General features: G+C 67.8%; 1 protein-coding gene (running past one end of the window). It reads right to left on the bottom strand.

The window, feature by feature from the left end; translation table 11 throughout:
• On the bottom strand, nucleotides 1-17,634 hold the 5' portion of the coding sequence (locus tag NU1_RS31025; RefSeq protein ID WP_067527029.1) for a non-ribosomal peptide synthetase. Its footprint begins 474 nt before the window's first position; 17,634 of the gene's 18,108 nt are visible here — the first part of the coding sequence; its start codon is at nucleotides 17,632-17,634; the stop codon falls past the left edge of the window.

Raw genomic sequence — 17,634 nt, 5'->3', positions numbered from 1 at the left:
CCCGGTTACTCGGTCGTGTTCGTCGTAGCGCTCCATACCGGTGAGCTGGAGGTCGAACTTGGTCTCGCCGAGTTCGGGTTCGAGTACCTCCACCTCCACACCCGGCAGGGTGACCTTTCCGGTCGGCATGTTCTGGAAGGTGAGCATGACCTGGAACAGCGGGGTGTGGGAGCTGGACCGGGTGCGGCCCATGGCCTCCACCACCCGTTCGAATGGCACGTCTGCGTGTTGCACGGCCACGAGATCGCGGTCGCGCACCTGCCGAAGCAGTTCGTGGAACGGGGTTTTGGCATCCACGTCGGTGCGCAGCACCACGGTATTGACGAACATGCCGATGAGGTCGTCGAGCGCGCGCTCCCCGCGACCCGCCACGGGTGCGCCGATGGCGATATCGCGCACCCCGGACAGCTTGGACAGCAGTACCGCGAAGGCGGTGTGCACCACACCGAACAGGGTGCTGTTGTGCTCGCGAGCGAGCGCCGCCAGCCGGGCGGTCAGATCGGAGCCCACCTCGAAATCGAGTGTGTTACCGCGCATTTCGCGTCGGGATGGCCGCGGCCTATCGGTGGGCAGCGGTAATACCTCGGGGACACCGGCCAATTCACCGGTCCAGAACGCCAGCTGCCGTGACAGCAGGCTGTCGGGGTCGGTATCGGAGCCGAGGACTTCGCGCTGCCAGGCGCTGAAGTCGCCATACTGGATATCGAGGGGCCGCTGGTCGGGGGCGGCCCCTCCCGAACGGCTCGTGTAGGCGAGCACCAGATCCCGGGTCATGGGCGCGACCGAGTAGCCGTCGGCGCTGATGTGGTGCAGCACCACCACCAGCACATGGTCGGTCGGGGTGGAGCGCCACAGCCGCGCCCGAACAGGCGGGGCGACAGTGACATCGAAGCCGAGACCGACGAAATCGACCATGCTGGTGTGGAGTTCGCCGTTCACGACCGCGATCGGGTTGAGGTCCAGGGGGATTTCGTCGACGGTGAGTACCTGCTGCACCGGTTCACCATCGTGCTCCGGGTAGCGGGTACGCAGGATGTCGTGGCGTGCCAGCACATCTCGCACGGCGGCGGTCAGTGCGTGCACATCGAGGGTGCCGGTCAATCGAATCGCGATGGGGATGTTGTAGGCGGCCGAATGCGGATGCAGACGGTTCAGTACCCACATGCGCTGCTGCGAAAGCGAGAGCGGTGCGGGGGCATAGTCGATGCGACGTGTGAGGGCGGGGCGCGCATCGGCCCTGTCGGCCGTGGCCAGATGTGCGGCCAGGGCGGCGACGGTGGTGGCTTCGAATACCGCCGCCACCGGCACCTGTACACCCAGGTCCGCGCCGAGCCGGGCGGCCAGGCGGGTCGCCATGAGCGAATTGCCGCCCAGGGCGAAGAAATCGGTATCCAGACCGACGGCCGCAGCGGTACCGATGACCTCGGCGAAGGCCGCGGCCACCCGACGCTCGACGCCGGTGACCGGCTCGCGATACCCGGCGGCGGTCAATTCCGGCTCGGGCAGCCGGGCGCGGTCGACCTTGCCATTGGTATTGAGCGGCAGGGCATCGAGGACCACGATGGCCGCCGGAACCATGTACTTCGGCAGCTCCTCGGTCAAGCCGTCGCGCAGTTCGGCCGCCACCTCCGGGTAGCGTTGCGCGGCGGCATCCGGCACGGCCGCGTAGGCGATCAGTCGCGCCCCCGCATCCGCGGTCGTATGCGCCACCGCCACGACGGCGGTCACCCCGGGCTGCCGCCGCAGTGCGGTCTCGACCTCGCCGAGTTCGATGCGATGGCCGCCGATCTGCACCTGGAAGTCGGCCCGATTCAGGTATTCGAGTTCGCCGTCCGGGCGCCACCGGACGATATCGCCGGTGCGGTACATCCGGCCGCCCGCGAAGGGATCAGCGATGAAGCGGTCGGCGGTGAGTGCGGGCCGCCCGTGGTAGCCGCGGGCCAGCTGGGTTCCGGCGAGGTACAGCTCACCGGGTACACCCACGGGCACCGGTTCCAGCCGCTGATCAAGGACGTAGACATTGCTATTCCAAGCCGGGCCGCCGATGGGCACGCTGTGCGCGGGCTCGCGCACCTGGTGGGCGGTAATGGATACCGCCGCCTCGGTGGGGCCGTACAGATTGAACAGGGCCGCGCCGCTGGACTTTTCCAGGAACTCGGTGGCCGTGGCCGATGGCAGGGTCTCGCCGATAGTGAGTACCGAGCGTACGGAAGCCGGCAGCGGACCACCGGCGAGGAGCATGCCGAGCAGGGATGGGACCGGATGCAGCACCGTCACGCCGTGGCGGTTCATGAGCGCGCGCAGTCGGTCCGGATCGCGCTCGTCGCCGGGTGCGGTCACCACCAGGCTGCCGCCGGTAACCAGCGGCGACCAGAACTCCCACACCGACAGGTCGAAGGTGGCCGGGGTCTTGAGCAGCGCGCGGTCACCCGCATCGAGCTCGAAGGTGTCGCTCAGCCACTGCAATTGGTTGACAATGGCGGCGTGCGGCACGGCCACACCCTTGGGTTTGCCGGTGGAGCCGGAGGTGAAGATCACGTATGCCGGATTGTGGTCGCGCAGCGGTCGCACTCGCTCGCCGTCATCGATCGAGGCGGCGGACAGTGCGCTGAGATCCAGGGAATCGATCTCGTGCACCGGCACTTCGGTCTCGAGTGGGACCCCGTCGGCGGTGGTGGTGAGCACGCACACCGGTGCCGCCGTCTCGACAATGTAGGCAATGCGGTCGGCCGGGTGATCGGGATCGATCGGCACATACGCGCCCCCTGCCTTGACCACCGCGTACAAGGCGACAACCAGGTCGATGGAGCGGCGCATGGCCAGCGCCACAGTGCTCTCCGGTCCCACACCGTCGGCAATGAGTCTGCGCGCCAGCCGGTTCACCCGGGTGTCGAATTCGGCGTAGGTCAGCGAGGTCTCGCCGTCGGCATCCAGGATCGCCACCGCGTCGGGGGTACTCGCCACCTGGCTGTCCACCAGATCCGCGAGGGTTCCCCGGGCCACCGCGTGCGTGGTGTCGTTCCACTCGCACAGCAACCGGCGCCGCAGCTCGGCACCCAGCAGGTCGATCGCTCCGACCGGCGTATTCGCATCGGCGGCGATGGCTTCCAACACCCGCCGTAGTGCGTCGGCAATGCGGTGCGCGGTGACATCGGTGAACAGGTCGGTCGCGTAGCCGAGGGTCATTGCCATACCGGCGGGAACCCCGGCTTCGCCGTAGTTGTCCACCGCGAAGAGGTGCAGATCGAATTGCGCTATGTCGTTGTCGAATTCGATTTCCGACACGGTGAGGCCGGGCAAGCGCAGGGTGGCGCGCTCGTGGTTCTGGAAGGACAGGCCGACCTGGAAAAGCGGGTGCCGGGCGGTGGAGCGCACCGGATTGAGCACCTCGACCAGGCGCTCGAACGGCACGTCGGCGTGTGAGAAAGCGGCGATATCGGTGGACCGCACCCGTGCCAGCAGCGTCGAGAACGGCTCGGCGGCATCGATTTCGGTGCGCAGCGCCAGGGTATTGACGAACATGCCGATCACATCGTCGAGTGCGCTGTCGCCGCGTCCGGCGATTGGGGTGCCGACCGCGATATCGGAAGTACCCGACAGCCGAGCCAGCAACGCCGCGAAGGCGGCGTGCACGACCATGAACAGCGTCGCGCCCTGACCACGACCGACCGCGATCAGTCGGGCATGCAGATCGGCGTCGATCGGGAAGTGAATGCGCCGGCCGCGCAGGCTCTGCCTGGCCGGACGCGGATAGTCGGTGGGCAGGTCCAGCTGATCGGGTAATCCGGCGAGGGTGCCGCGCCAGTAGTCGAGCTGTTGGGCGGCAACGGATTCGGTATCGTTTTCGGAGCCGAGCAGCGTGTGCTGCCACAGTGCGTAGTCGGCGTACCGGACCGCGAGCGGAGCCCACGACGGTTTGCCGCCGGAAAGCCGCGCCTCATAGGCGACCACGAGATCGCGGACGAACGGGACGAGCGAGGAGCCATCGGCCGAAATATGGTGCAGTACACCGGCGAACACGTAGTCGGTATCGGTTCCCGCGAGCCGGAAGAGCCGAACTCGGACCGGAATATCGGTGGTGACATCGAAGGTCGTATCGGTCAGTTCGCGAATGCGTTCCGGCAGTTCCGCTTCGGTGACCGTCACCGGTTCCAGGGCCGGGGCGGCCTGTGCGGCCGGAAGAATCACCTGTGCCGCGCCGTCCACTGTTTCCGGGTAGACCGTGCGCAGTGTCTCGTGCCGTTCGATCACATCGGCGAGGGCATTCCGCAGGTCCGCTACCCGCAACGACCCCGAAAGCCGCAGTGCGAGCGGGATGTTGTACGCCGTGGAGGTGCGATCGAAGCGGTTGAGGAACCACATGCGCTGCTGGGCGGGCGAGAGCGGCAGTCGTTCCGGCCGCGCCCCCGCGGCCAGCACCGGGCGCGGCCCGGCGGCCGGGTCGGTGCCGATACGGGCGGCCAGCTCGGCTACGCCTGAGGTTTCGAAGAGTGTGCGTACGCCGACGGTCGCATTCAGCGCACCGCCGATACGGGCCACCGCCTTGGCCGCCAGCAATGAACTGCCGCCGAGTTCGAAGAAGTCGTCGTCCGCGCCCACCAGGTCGAGTCCGAGCAGCTCCGCGAATACCCCCGCGACAATCTCCTCTGCGAAGGTGGCGGGCTTGCGATAGGCGGTGGTTTCGAATACCGGCGCGGGCAGCGCGGCGCGATCGAGTTTTCCATTGACAGTCAGGGGGATTCGGTCGAGCACCACAATGGCGGCCGGAATCATATGTTCCGGCAGCCGCCGGGCCACCGCCTGCTTCAGCTCCGCCGCATCGATGACGGCGGAGCCCTCGGGCACGACGTAACCGACAATGCGGATCTCGTCCACGGCCTCGTCTCGACGAACCGCCACCGCGGACTCCCGCACCCGCGGTTCGGCCAGGAGCGCGGCCTCGATCTCGCCGAGTTCGATGCGGAAGCCGCGCAGATTCACCTGCTGATCGGCCCGGCCGAGGTACTCCAGTTCACCGTCCACGGTCCAGCGGGCGAGGTCGCCGGAGCGGTAGGCCCGCGTGCCCGCCGGACCGTACGGGTCGGCCACGAAGCGGGCGGCGGTGAGGTCCGGCCGATTCAGGTATCCGCGGGCGAGTTGTCCACCCGAGACATAGATCTCGCCGGGCACGCCGACGGCCACGGGCAGCAGTCGCGAATCCAGCAGGCGCATGGTCAAACCCGGTAGGCCGCTGCCGATAACACTGGCGGCACCGGTTTCCGGGGTAATGGGCCGATAGGAGGTGTGGACGGTGGTCTCGGTGATGCCGTACATATTCACCAGCACCGGGGACTGCGGACGGCGGGCGAACCAGTCGGCCAGCCGCTGCGGTTCGAGAGCCTCGCCACCGAAGATGACGTGGCGCAGGACCAGGTCGTCGGCCGCCTCGGCGTCCGCGGTGATCAGCGGGTAGAAGGCGGACGGCGTCTGATTGAGGACCGTAACGCCCTCGGCGGCAAGCAGTTCGCGGAACTGCTGCGGCGACCGCGACGTGAAGTAGTCGACCACCACCAGCGTGCCGCCGGACAACAGCGCGCCCCACAGCTCCCACACCGAGAAGTCGAAAGCATAGGAGTGGAACATGGTCCACACATCCGAAGGCCCGAAACCGTAGTCCCGCTGGGTATTGTCGAGCAGCCGAATCACATTGCGGTGCGGCATGACGACGCCCTTGGGGCGGCCGGTGGACCCGGAGGTGTAGATGACGTAGGCCGCATTGCCGGGAACGAGCGGCGCACGCCGGTCCAGATCGGTGACGGGCGTATCCGCGTAGCCGTCCAGATCGACGGTGTCCAGGTCGATGACCGGTCCGCCGAACCAGTTCCTGGGCAGATTCGCCACGCCATTGGTGAGCGCACACACCGGCCGGGCATCGTCGATGACGTACTCGATGCGGTCGGCGGGGTAGTTCGGATCGATGGGCAGGTAGCCGCCACCGGCCTTGAGCACCGCGAGGAGCGCCACCACCACCTCGGCGGTGCGCGGAAGCGCCACGGCCACCAGGGCTTCCGGTCCCACACCGGCCGCGATCAGGCGGCGGGCCAAACGATTGGCGCGGGAGTCGAGTTCGGCGTAGGTGAGCGTGATATCCCCGGCCCGCACCGCGACGGACCGCGGATGCGCCGCCGCGGCAACCGCGAATCGATCGGCGATGGAGTCGATTTCGGCGCTATCGGCACCGAGGGTCGTCCACTCGTAGAGCGTGCGCTGCTGTTCTTCGGCGCTGAGCAACTGGATATCCCCGACCACCACGGTGCGGTCGGCCGCCACCGCGGCGAGCACCTGTTCGAAGCGCCGAGCCAGCACCGCGATGCTGTCGCCATCGAAAAGATCACGCGCATAGGTGATTTCGATGGTCATGCCACCGGCGCGACCGTCGGCGTCAATGGATTCGGTAATGGTGAACTGCAGATCGAACTTGGCGGTGCCGGTATCGGTGGCTTCCGGCCGCACCCGCAGCCCGGCCAATTCCAGGGTCGGCAGCGCGAAGTTCTGGAAGGTCAACGCGACCTGGAACAGCGGGTGCCGATTCTGCGATCGTGCCGGGGCGAGCACCTCGACCAGCCGCTCGAAGGGGACGTCGGCATTGGACAGCGCGGTGATATCGCCTTCCCGCACCTGCGCCAGCAGGGTGTCGAAACCGCTGCGCGGGTCGATCTCGGTCCGCAGCACCAGGGTGTTCACGAACATGCCGACCAGACCGTCGAGGGCCTGCTCACCACGTCCGGCCACCGGGGTGCCGATGGCGATATCGGAGGTACCCGACAGCCGCGACAACAGCACCGCGAGAGCCGCGTGCACGGTGCTGAACAGGGTGGCGTCATGCTTGCGGGCCAGTTCGGACAGGCCGCTGTGCAGGTCGGAGTCGACGGTCACCCGGTGGGTGCCACCGCGCTGGGTGGAGACGGCCGGGCGGGGGCGGTCGGTCGGCAGCGGGAGGTTTTCGGGCAGTCCGGCCAGTCGAGTGCGCCAGTAGGTCAGCTGTCGGGACAGCGACGAGGCCGGATCGGAGTCGGAGCCCAGGGTTTCGGCCTGCCACAGCGTGTAGTCGGCGTACTGGACCGGTAGCGGCTGCCAGGTCGGGGCCACGCCGGAGCGGCGGGCGGCGTAGGCGGCCATGAGGTCGGCCGCGAGGGGGCCGAGGGAGAATCCGTCGGCGCTGATGTGATGCAGCAGAAGGGCGAGTACGTGCTCGCGTGCGGACGTCTGCGGCGTATCGAGCCGGAACAGGGCGGCGCGCAACGGGGTTTCGCGGGTCAGATCGAATCCGACCGTCACGAAGTCCGATACCCGTGCGGGTAGCTCGGCCGCGCTCACCGGAACGGCCGTGAGCGCCGGAACCTTGCCCGCCGCGGACAGAATCACCTGTGCGGGTCCGTCCGGACCATCCGGATAGACGGTGCGCAGGGATTCGTGGCGTTCCACCACATCGCCGAGGGCGGCCGCGAGCGCCGCCGTATCCAGATCGCCGGTAAGCCGGATAACCAGCGGGATATTGTCGACGGCCGCGCCCTCCGCGCCATCGGCGGAGGTGATCCAGTAGCGGTTGAGAAACCACATACGCTGCTGGGCGTAGGACAGTGGCAGTCGCTCCGGACGCATCCGCGCCGAGAGTGGAATACGGTTTCCGGCACCGGTATTCGCGGAGGCGTACGCGGCAAGCGCTGCCACCCTGGGGTTCTCGAACAGCGATCGCACCGAGATATCGGCATTGAGAGCCGCGCCTATGCGGGCGACCGCCTGCGCGGCCAGCAGCGAGCTGCCGCCGAGGTCGAAGAAGTCGTCGGCCGCGCCCACCCGGGCCGATCCGAGCAGTTCCGCGAACACCCCCGCGACAACCTCCTCTGCCGGTCCGGCGGGGCGGCGGTATTCGGTGGCCTCGAAGGTCGGCGCGGGCAATGCGGCGCGATCCAGTTTGCCGTTGACCGTCAAAGGAATTCGATCGACCACGACGACGGCGGCGGGGACCATGTATTCCGGCAGTCGACGGCCGACCCGGTGCCGCAGCTCGGCGGTATCGACCGCACCCGTCGCGACGACGTAGCCCACGATGCGGGCCTCGTCCACGGCACTGTCGCGGCGGACGATAACGGCGGCCTCGCGTACCAGCGGCTGGTCCAGCAGTACCGCCTCGATCTCACCGAGTTCGACTCGGAAGCCGCGCAGGTTGACCTGCTGATCGGCGCGGCCCAGGTATTCCAGGTCGCCGGTGGTGGTCCAGCGGGCGAGATCGCCGGAACGGTAGGCCAGTGTCCCCGCCGGGCCGTACGGGTCGGCGACGAAGCGTGCGGCGGTCAGGGCAGCGCGGCCGAGGTAGCCGCGGGCCAGCTGGCCACCCGAAACGTAGATTTCCCCCGGCGCACCGGTCGGCACCGGACGCATACGCGAATCCAGCAGCCGCACAGTCAGACCCGGTAGTGGGCCGCCGATGACGCTCGCCGAACCGGTCTCCGGGGTGATGGGCCGGTAGGACACATGCACCGTGGTCTCGGTGATGCCGTACATATTCACCAGCGCCGGTGCCTGCGGGTGCCGGGCGAACCAGTCGCGCAGCCGCTGCGGTTCGAGCGCCTCACCGCCGAAGATGATGTAGCGCAGCGCCAGCTCGGCGGTGGCGTCGGCGTCGGCCGCGATCAGCTGGTAGAAGGCGGACGGGGTCTGGTTGAGGACCGTAACGCCCTCGGCGGCGAGCAATTCACGAAACTGCTGTGGGGACCGCGAGGTGAAGTAGTCCACCACCACGACCGTGCCGCCGTGGATCAGAGCGCCCCACAGCTCCCAGACCGAGAAGTCGAAGGCGTAGGAGTGGAACATGGTCCACACGTCCGAGGGGCCGAAGCCGTAGTCGGCCTGGGTGTTGTCCAAGAGCCGCAACACATTTCGATGCGGAATCTGCACGCCCTTGGGGCGGCCCGTGGAGCCCGAAGTGTAGATGACGTAGGCGGCATTCGCCGGATCGAGCCGGGCGCGCCGATCGCGATCGGTCACCGGCGTCGCGGCGTAGCCGTTGAGCTCCACCGCATCCAGATCGAGGACCGGCCCATCGAACCAACCGGCGGGCAGCCCCGCCGCGTGACTGGTGAGGGCGCAGATCGGACCGGCATCACCGAGCACGTACTCGATGCGGTCGGCCGGGTAGTCGGGATCGATCGGCAGGTACCCGCCACCCGCCTTCATCACGGCCAGCATGGCGACAACCAGTTCGGCGGAGCGCGGAAGAGCCACCGCGACCAGTGATTCCGGGCCCACACCCGCCGCGATCAGGCGGCGCGCCAGACGGTTCGACCGTGCGTCCAGGTCGGCATAGGTGAGTGCGATATCCCCGGCCCGCACCGCGACGGCGGCCGGATCGATCGACGCGGCGGCGGCGAAGCGATCCGCCAGTGTCGCCGCCTCGGTCACCCCCGGCGCGGTGGTGGACCATTCGTAGAGGACGCGATCGCGCTCCTCGTCGCCGAGCAATGCGATGTCACCGACCAGGGCGGTGGGTTCGGTGGCGACGAACTCGAGCATGCGCTCGAACCGATCGCCCAACAGCTCGATGGTGGCCGCGTCGAAGAGGTCTGTGGCGTAGGTGATCTCGACTTCCAGATCGCCCGCATCGGCTTGGCCGACAGTGAATTGCAGATCGAACTTGGCGGCCTCGGTCTCGACCGGCAGGGCCGCCACGCACAACCCGGCCAGTTCACCGGCGGGCAGCGCGTGGTTCTGGAAGGTCAGCGCCACCTGGAACAGCGGATGGCGATTGGCCACCCGCGCCGGAGCCAGCGCCTCGACCAGGCGCTCGAACGGCACATCAGCATGCGCGAAAGCGCGCAGATCACCATCGCGGACAGCGGAGATCAGGTCGACGAAGGACCGGTCGGGTGGCACGTCGGTACGCAGCACCAGCGTGTTGACGCACATCCCGACGAGGTCGTCGAGAGCGCGTTCACCGCGGCCCGCCACCGGCGCGCCGATCGAGATATCTTGCTGGCCCGTCAGTTTCGATAGCAAGGCCGCGAAGGCCGCGTGCACGACCATGAACAGCGAGGCATTGCGGCTCTCGGCGAGGTCCCGCAGCCGCTCGTGCAGTCCGGCATCGACGGTGCGGTAGTGCGCGACTCCGCGCCCGGACGGGATCGCGGGACGTGGCCGGTCGGTCGGCAGCTCCAGCACCTCGGGCTGCCCGGCGAGTTCGGCCCGCCAGAACCGGATCTGTTCGGCCAGCAGCGATTCCGAGTCGTTCGCGTCGCCGAGCAGCTCTCGCTGCCACAGCGTGTAGTCCGCGTACTGCACCGGCAGCGGCGTCCATTGCGGAGCGGCACCGGCACAGCGCGCGGCATAGGCGGCAAAGAGATCGCGGGTGAGCGGGGCGATCGACCAGCCATCGGCGGCAATGTGGTGGACCGCGACAACGAGCACATGTCCTCGCCCGTCCGTCCCGGCAGGCCACGCCTCCGCCATTCCGGCGGGCGCCACTGCCATCCCATCGGGCCTCGCATCCGTCATCCAGGCGTGGGTTCGGCCGGAATCCACACCTCTTGTACCCCCACCGTTCTCAACCGAGTCCGGCTGATCAGGCGGTGCGATACGCAGCAGTATCAGACGAATGGGCACCTGGTCACTCACCGCGAAAGGCACTGCCGCGAGTGCGCGAACCCGATCCTTCAGGTCGGACGGATCTACGTCCTCGACGACTATGCCGACAGCCGCCGCACTCGCCGAGAGCACTCGCTGACTTCCGATACCGCCCACCGAGGGGTAGATGGTGCGTAGCGTTTCGTGGCGGTCGATCACATCGGCGACGGCTGCGGTCAGCGCCGCCAGGTCGAGAGGTCCGTCCAAGCGCAGTGCCGCGACCAGATTGTCTGCCGCTGAGGTCGAGTCGAAGCGGTTGAGGAACCAGATGCGCTGTTGCGCGTAGGACAGTGGCACGTTCTCGGGCCGCTCCCCCGCCACCAGCGGCAACCGATCGCGCCCCGCATCGAGGGTGAGATTGCCCGCCAGTCCCGCGACCGTCGGCTGCTCGAACAGCAACCGCACCGGCACCTCCGCACCGAGTACCTCGGCCAGCCGTGCCGAAATCTGGGTGGCCACCAGCGAATTGCCGCCCAGGGCGAAGAAGTCGTCATCGAGACCGGCTCGTTCGGCACCCAATACCTGTGCGAATACCTCCGCGACCGCGCGCTGCACCGGCGTCACCGGGGCGCGGAACTGCCTGGCCCGCAGTTCCGGTTCCGGCAGCGCCCTGCGATCCAACTTGCCCGACGGGGTGAGCGGCATCTCCGCGAGCCGCGTATAGGCGGTGGGCACCATGTACGACGGCAGGACACCGCGCAGCCGATCGGAAAGCACCTCGGCCAGGTCGCCGTCGTCGATATCGGCGACCACGTAGGCGACCAGCAACTCACCGGCATTGTGCCGATGAACCAGGACCGCCGCGGCCCGTACATCCGGTGCGGATACCAGTGCGGCCTCGATCTCTCCCAGTTCGATGCGTTGACCGCGCAATTTCACCTGGAAGTCGCTGCGGCCCAAGTATTCCAGCGCGCCAGCACGATTCCAGCGCACCAGGTCACCGGTGCGGTACATGCGAGATCCGGCCGGACCATGCGGATTCGGGACAAATCGCTCAGCCGTGAGATCGGTGCGGCCGTGGTAGCCGCGCGCCACCTGGACACCGGACAGGTACAGCTCACCGACCACGGTCGCGGGCACGGGACGCAGCCGGTTGTCGAGGACGTAGATATGGCCGCCGGGTACGGCGCGGCCGATTGGCACCGGACCGGATCCGGCCGGATCGGCGGGGGCGTGGGTGGCGTGCACCGTGAACTCGGTCGGTCCGTACAGATTGTGCAGGGCGGCGGCGCTGACCGTGGTGAAGGCGGCCGCGTCCGCGCTGGTGAAAGCCTCACCGGCAACGAGAACCGTTCGCAACGAGGCGATCTCGCCGGCGCGTACGGTATCGGCGAAGACGCTGAGCATGGACGGCACGAACGAGGTCATGGTGACGCCGTAGAGCGCGATGGTCTCGGCCAGGTAGCCGGTATCGCGATGGCCGTCGTGGGCGGCCACCACCAGGGTCGCACCGCGCACCAGTGGCGCGAACAGTTCCCACACCGAGACGTCGAAGGTGGCAGGTGTCTTGAACAGCACTACATCGGCGGCGGTGACGTCATACTCGTCCGCAATCCAGGAGATCTGGTTGGCAACCGAATGATGCTGTACCGCAACGCCTTTAGGTTGCCCGGTGGAGCCGGAGGTGAAGATGACGTAGGCGAGGTGTTCGGGAAGCAGCGGTGCGCGGCGGTCCTCATCGGTGAGCGAGGTAGCCGAGAAGCTCGACAGCCCGGCGGTATCGACGACCACCACGGCCACCGCGATCTCGGCTTCCCAGCCGTCGTCGGAGGTGGTGAGTACGCAGACCGGTCGCGCCGTCTCCACCACCTGGCGCAGACGGGTGGCGGGTTGGTCCGGATCGACCGGCACATACGCTCCACCCGCGGTGAGCACCGCATAGGCGGCCAGCACGAATTCGGCCGAACGTCGCATACCGAGCACCACGAGGGTGTCGGGGCCGACGCCGAGCGAAACGAGTAGCCGGGCGAGCCGGTTGACCTGCGCGGACATCTCCCCGTAAGTGAGGGTCCAGGGCCCGTCGATGAGCGCCGCGGCGGCGGGTGAGAGTCGCACCTGACGTTCGAAGGCGGCGATTACGGTATCGCCCAGCAGTGCCGGGGCGGGGGCCGCACCGAGCGCGATTACGTGTGCGTTCTCCTCGGGAGCGAGGAGCGGTAGATCGGAGATCGACGTACGGGGGGTTCGCGTCACCGCATCGAGCAGGCGCAGAAATGATCGCGCGTACTCGGAAATCGTGGCGGTATCGAACAGATCCGTGGCGAAGGTGAACTCCGCCTGGATCCCCGCCGGTGCCGGACCTTCCCCGGGACCGGCACCGGCGAAGCTTTCGGTGACCGCGATCGAAAGATCGAACTTGGTCACTCCGGTGTCCAGCGTACCCGCCGTGGCAAGCAATCCGGGCAGTTCGACACCGATATTCCCAGCGGCGGTGAAGGAGAGCATCACCTGGAACATCGGATGCCGCGCCTGCGAGCGCGTCGGGTTCAGGGCCTCGACTAGCTGTTCGAATGGAATATCGGCGTGCGCGAACGCCGCAAGATCGCGCTCCCGCACCTGGGCCAGCAGTTCCGCGAAGGAGATCCGCCCGTCGACGGGGGTACGCAGCGGCAGGGTATTGACGAACATGCCGATCAGTTCGTCGAGCTCGCGTTCACCGCGACCGCCGACCGGAGTGCCGATGACAATGTCGTCGCCACCGGAGAGTCGCGCCAGCAGTACCGCGACAACGGCGTGCACGAGCATGAAGGTCGAAACCCCATGATCCTGAGCGGATTCCACCAGCCGAGCATGGAGACCGGTAGGTATCTCAAGTAGATGGACACCGCCGACACCACTGGCCACCGCCGGCCGGGGCCGATCCGTAGGGAGGTCCAACTGCTCGGGCGCACCGGCGAGCGCGTCGGTCCAGAACGCCAATTGCCGCCCGGCGAGCGAATACTCGTCGGTAGCTTCGCCGAGCCGCTCCCGCTGCCACAGTGTGTAATCCGCGTACTGCAATGGCAGCGGAGCCCACCCCGGCGCGTGCCCGGCGAGCCGCGCCGCGTAGGCGGTCATCATGTCGCTGGCCAGAACCGGCAGCGAGAGGCCGTCTGCGGCAATGTGGTGCAGGACCAGAGCCAGCGCGTGGTCCTGGGCGTCGAGCATGAACAGTCGTGCCCGGAAGGGGATCTCGTTCTCCAGGTCGAAACCCTCGGCGGCGAAATAGCGCAGCTCGGCGTCAAGGTCGGATTCGGCGATCGGCTCGGCCGGGCCGAGCATGGGGTCATCGTCGATTGACGCGGCTCCACCGAACAGACCGCAATCGAAGAGGTCCTCCGTCGATCCGGCGTGGACGCCCTCCGTCATTCCGGCGTGCTTTTGGCCGGAATCCGCTGCGGTCGGTTCCTGCGTCACGGGGTGTGGATCCCGGCCAAAAGCATGCCGGGATGACGAGATCGGGGGCTCGCTCGATGCGACGTCACGGGCATCACGGGCATTGCGGACATCGCGGGATGGCAGCAAGGCATCGATGGGGAGCACCTGCTGGCAGGCGCCCGACTCCGTCTGCGGGAAAACCGTGCGCAATACCTCGTGCCGGGCAATCACATCCGCGACCGCCGCCCGCAGCGCCACCACATCGGCCGCACCGCGCAAACGCACCACGAACGGCATGTTGTAGCCGGCACTGGAGCTTTCGAAGCGGTTCAGGAACCAGATGCGCTGCTGTGCCGGTGACAGCGGCAGCACCTCGGGCCGCTCCCGCGTACCGAGCGCCGGGACGCTCGCACCGAGGGCGGCATCCTCATCGGTGAACTGCTGCTCCACCAGTGCGGCGAGCGCGGCAACCGTGGTCGCGCTGAACAGCTCTCGCAGGCCGAGGCGGCAGCCGAGTTCGGCGCCGAGCCGCGCCGCCACCTGGGTGGCGACCAGGCTATTGCCACCGAGGGCGAAGAAATCATCGGTGCGGCCGACCTGTTCGCGACCGAGTACCTCGCCGAAGACACGCGCCACGGTCGCTTCGACCGGCGAGATCGGCGCGGTGTACTCCGCGACCACCCGCTCCGGATCGGGCAGCGCCTTGCGGTCCAATTTGCCGGAACTATTGAGCGGCAGCTCATCCAGCAGCACGTATACCGACGGGACCATGTAGGCGGGCAGCGTGCGCGCGGCGGCGGCACGCAGTTTCGCCTCCGGCACCGCGCCCGCGACCGACGGCACCACATAGGCGACGAGCTGATCGTCACGCACCAGCACCACGGCCTGGACCACCTGCGAGACCGCGGCCAGCACCGTCTCGATTTCGCCGAGTTCGATACGCAGACCGCGCACCTTTACCTGGAAGTCGGTGCGGCCCAGGTATTCCACCTCGCCGCGGGCATTCCAGCACACCAGATCACCGGTGCGGTACATGAGTTCACCGGGCCCGGTGAAGGGATCGGCGACGAAGCGCTCGGCCGTCAGACCCGATCGCTCCACATAGCCCCGGGCGAGCTGAACCCCCGACAGATACAGCTCACCCGGGGTTCCTACGGGAACCGGCCGCAGACGTGAATCGAGCACGTACAGCCGGGTGTTGAACACCGGCGCGCCGATCGGCGCGAATTCGGCGTCCCCGCCGGTCACCTCGTGAAAGGAGACCTCGACGGCGGCTTCGGTGGGCCCGTACAGGTTGTGTACCCGAGCCCCGGTCAGTTCCGCGACGCGCAGTGCCGTGGGTATCGGCAGCGCCTCGCCCGAGCACCATACGTGGAGCAGGCTGGTGCAGTGCGCGGCGGTCGGTTCGGTCACGAAGACCGAAAGCATGGACGGTACGAAGTGCACCGAGGTAATGCCCTCGCGGCGAATCACGTCCGCGATATAGGCCGGATCGGTGTGGCCGTCGGGGCGGGCCAGGACCAGGCGCGCACCCACCTGCAGCGGCCAGAAGAACTCCGGTACCGAAACATCGAAGGTGAACGGCGTCTTCTGCAGCACTCGATCCGAGGCGTGCAACGCCACGTAGCCGTCCTGCATCCAGACCAGGCGATTGACAATCGAGCGATGGCTGACGGCCACCCCCTTGGGACGACCTGTCGAACCGGAGGTGAAGATGACGTAGGCGGTATTCGCGGGGCGCAGCGCCGTGATGCGTTCGGCATCGGTGACGGATTCGCTTGCATAGCAGTCGAGTTCGACGGTGTCGACACACAGCACCGGGACGCTCAGGTCGTCGGCGGGCAGATCCGCCGTCCGGGTGAGCACACACACCGGGTGCGCGGTATCGAGAATATGGGCAAGACGCTCGGCCGGATGATCCGGATCCAGCGGCACATACGCGCCACCGGCCGCCTCGACGGCATACATGGCGACTACCAACTCCGGCGCACGGCGCAGATGCAGGCCGACCAGTGATTCAGGGCCGACGCCGATCGAAATCAGGTGCCGGGCAAGCCGATTCACCCGCTCGTCGAGTTCTCGATAGGTGAGCGCGCACTCCGGCGCCTCCGCGTAGCGCAGCGCGACCGCATCGGGCGTACGCGCCACCTGTGCACTGAACATCGATACCAACGTCGCGTCCGGATCCACCGGACGCGCGGTGTCGTTCCAGGTGCGCAGACTCACCGCGCGTTCCAGATCGGTGGTCACCGGTACCGATGCCAGCGGAAGCACGGGATCGGCGTCCAGTAGCCGTTCCAGAAATGCGATGAAACGTCCGTGGTGCCTTGCGATCTCATCGGCGCTGTACAGGTTCGGGTTGGCCTCGAGCTCCAGGTGCACCCGGTCGCTCTCGCCGTAGTAGACCTGCATGCCCAGGTCCTCGACCGGACCGCTGGCCAGCACATGGAGGCGGCCCACGGTATCGCCGAGGGTCAGATCGGTGTGGAACAGCATGATATTGGCCATCGGGCCGTACAGCGCACGCCCACTCGGACCGCCCTCGCGATCGGTATCGCGGTGCATATCCTCGAGCCGATAGCGCTGATGCCGCAGCGCCCCGGATACCTCCAGGCGCGTGGCGTTCAGCAGCTCCGCCCAGCTGGCATCGGCACCGACCGGCAGTCGCAGCGGCACGATATTGGACAGCATGCCCGCCGAGCGCCGCATAACCGCGGTGGTGCGCGCCATCACCGGCATGCTGAGCACCGCTTCCGGCTTATCCGTGAGGCGGGCCAGATAGGCGGCGAACGCCGCCAGCAGTACCACGGCGGTAGAGGAATCATAGGTGGCGGCAAGGGAATTCAACGAATCCAGCACCCGCCGCGGCAGGGCCCGGCCGTACCGCAGATTTCCGGCAGCGGGCGCGGCGCTGCGTCGCGACAGGGTGGTCGGCTCGATACCGCGGATGCGCTCGATCCAGTACGCGCGATCGGTCTCGAAGCGACGGCTCTCTCGATAGGCGAGCTCGCCTTCGACCAGCTCCGCCATGGTCCCGGGCCGCACCGGCTCCGGTGACTTACCGCGCATATGCGCGGTGTAGCGCTCGGCCACCCGCATGGTGTTGGTGATCGCGCCGAATCCGTCCAGCGCGATGTGGTGGGCCCGCAGGTACCAGAACCAGCGCCGGTCGCCGACGCGCAGGACCGCACCCGCGAAGAGTCGATCGGTGAGCAGATCCACCGGGGCGGTGGCGTCGGCGCGCATCCAGGCGTGGGCCGCGGCGATCGGATCGGGGGTATCGCGCAGGTCGATGATCTGGTGCTCGACCGATAGCCCGGGGTCCACCACCTGGAAGGGCTGCCCGTCGATCTCGACGAATCGCACCAGGGTGGAACCGAACTCACGGGCCGCCGCATCCGCCGCGTCATTGAGCACCCGGGGATCGAGGTCGCCCGCGATATCCACGTACTGCGCGACATTGATCGGCACTTCGGGATCGAGGAGTTGGGCGTACCAGACGCCCAACTGGGCGGGTGCGAGCGGGAAAGGTCTGGGCTCGGTCGGCACATCCGCCACCGGCGACACCGTCTCGCTCGGCCGAGCCACCCCGACACCATCCAACTCCGTACCCTGCAC

Origin of the sequence: Nocardia uniformis NBRC 13702 (assembly GCF_001613345.1) — a bacterium.
Lineage (GTDB): Bacteria > Actinomycetota > Actinomycetes > Mycobacteriales > Mycobacteriaceae > Nocardia > Nocardia uniformis.
This window is presented reverse-complemented; position numbering and strand designations above follow the sequence as displayed.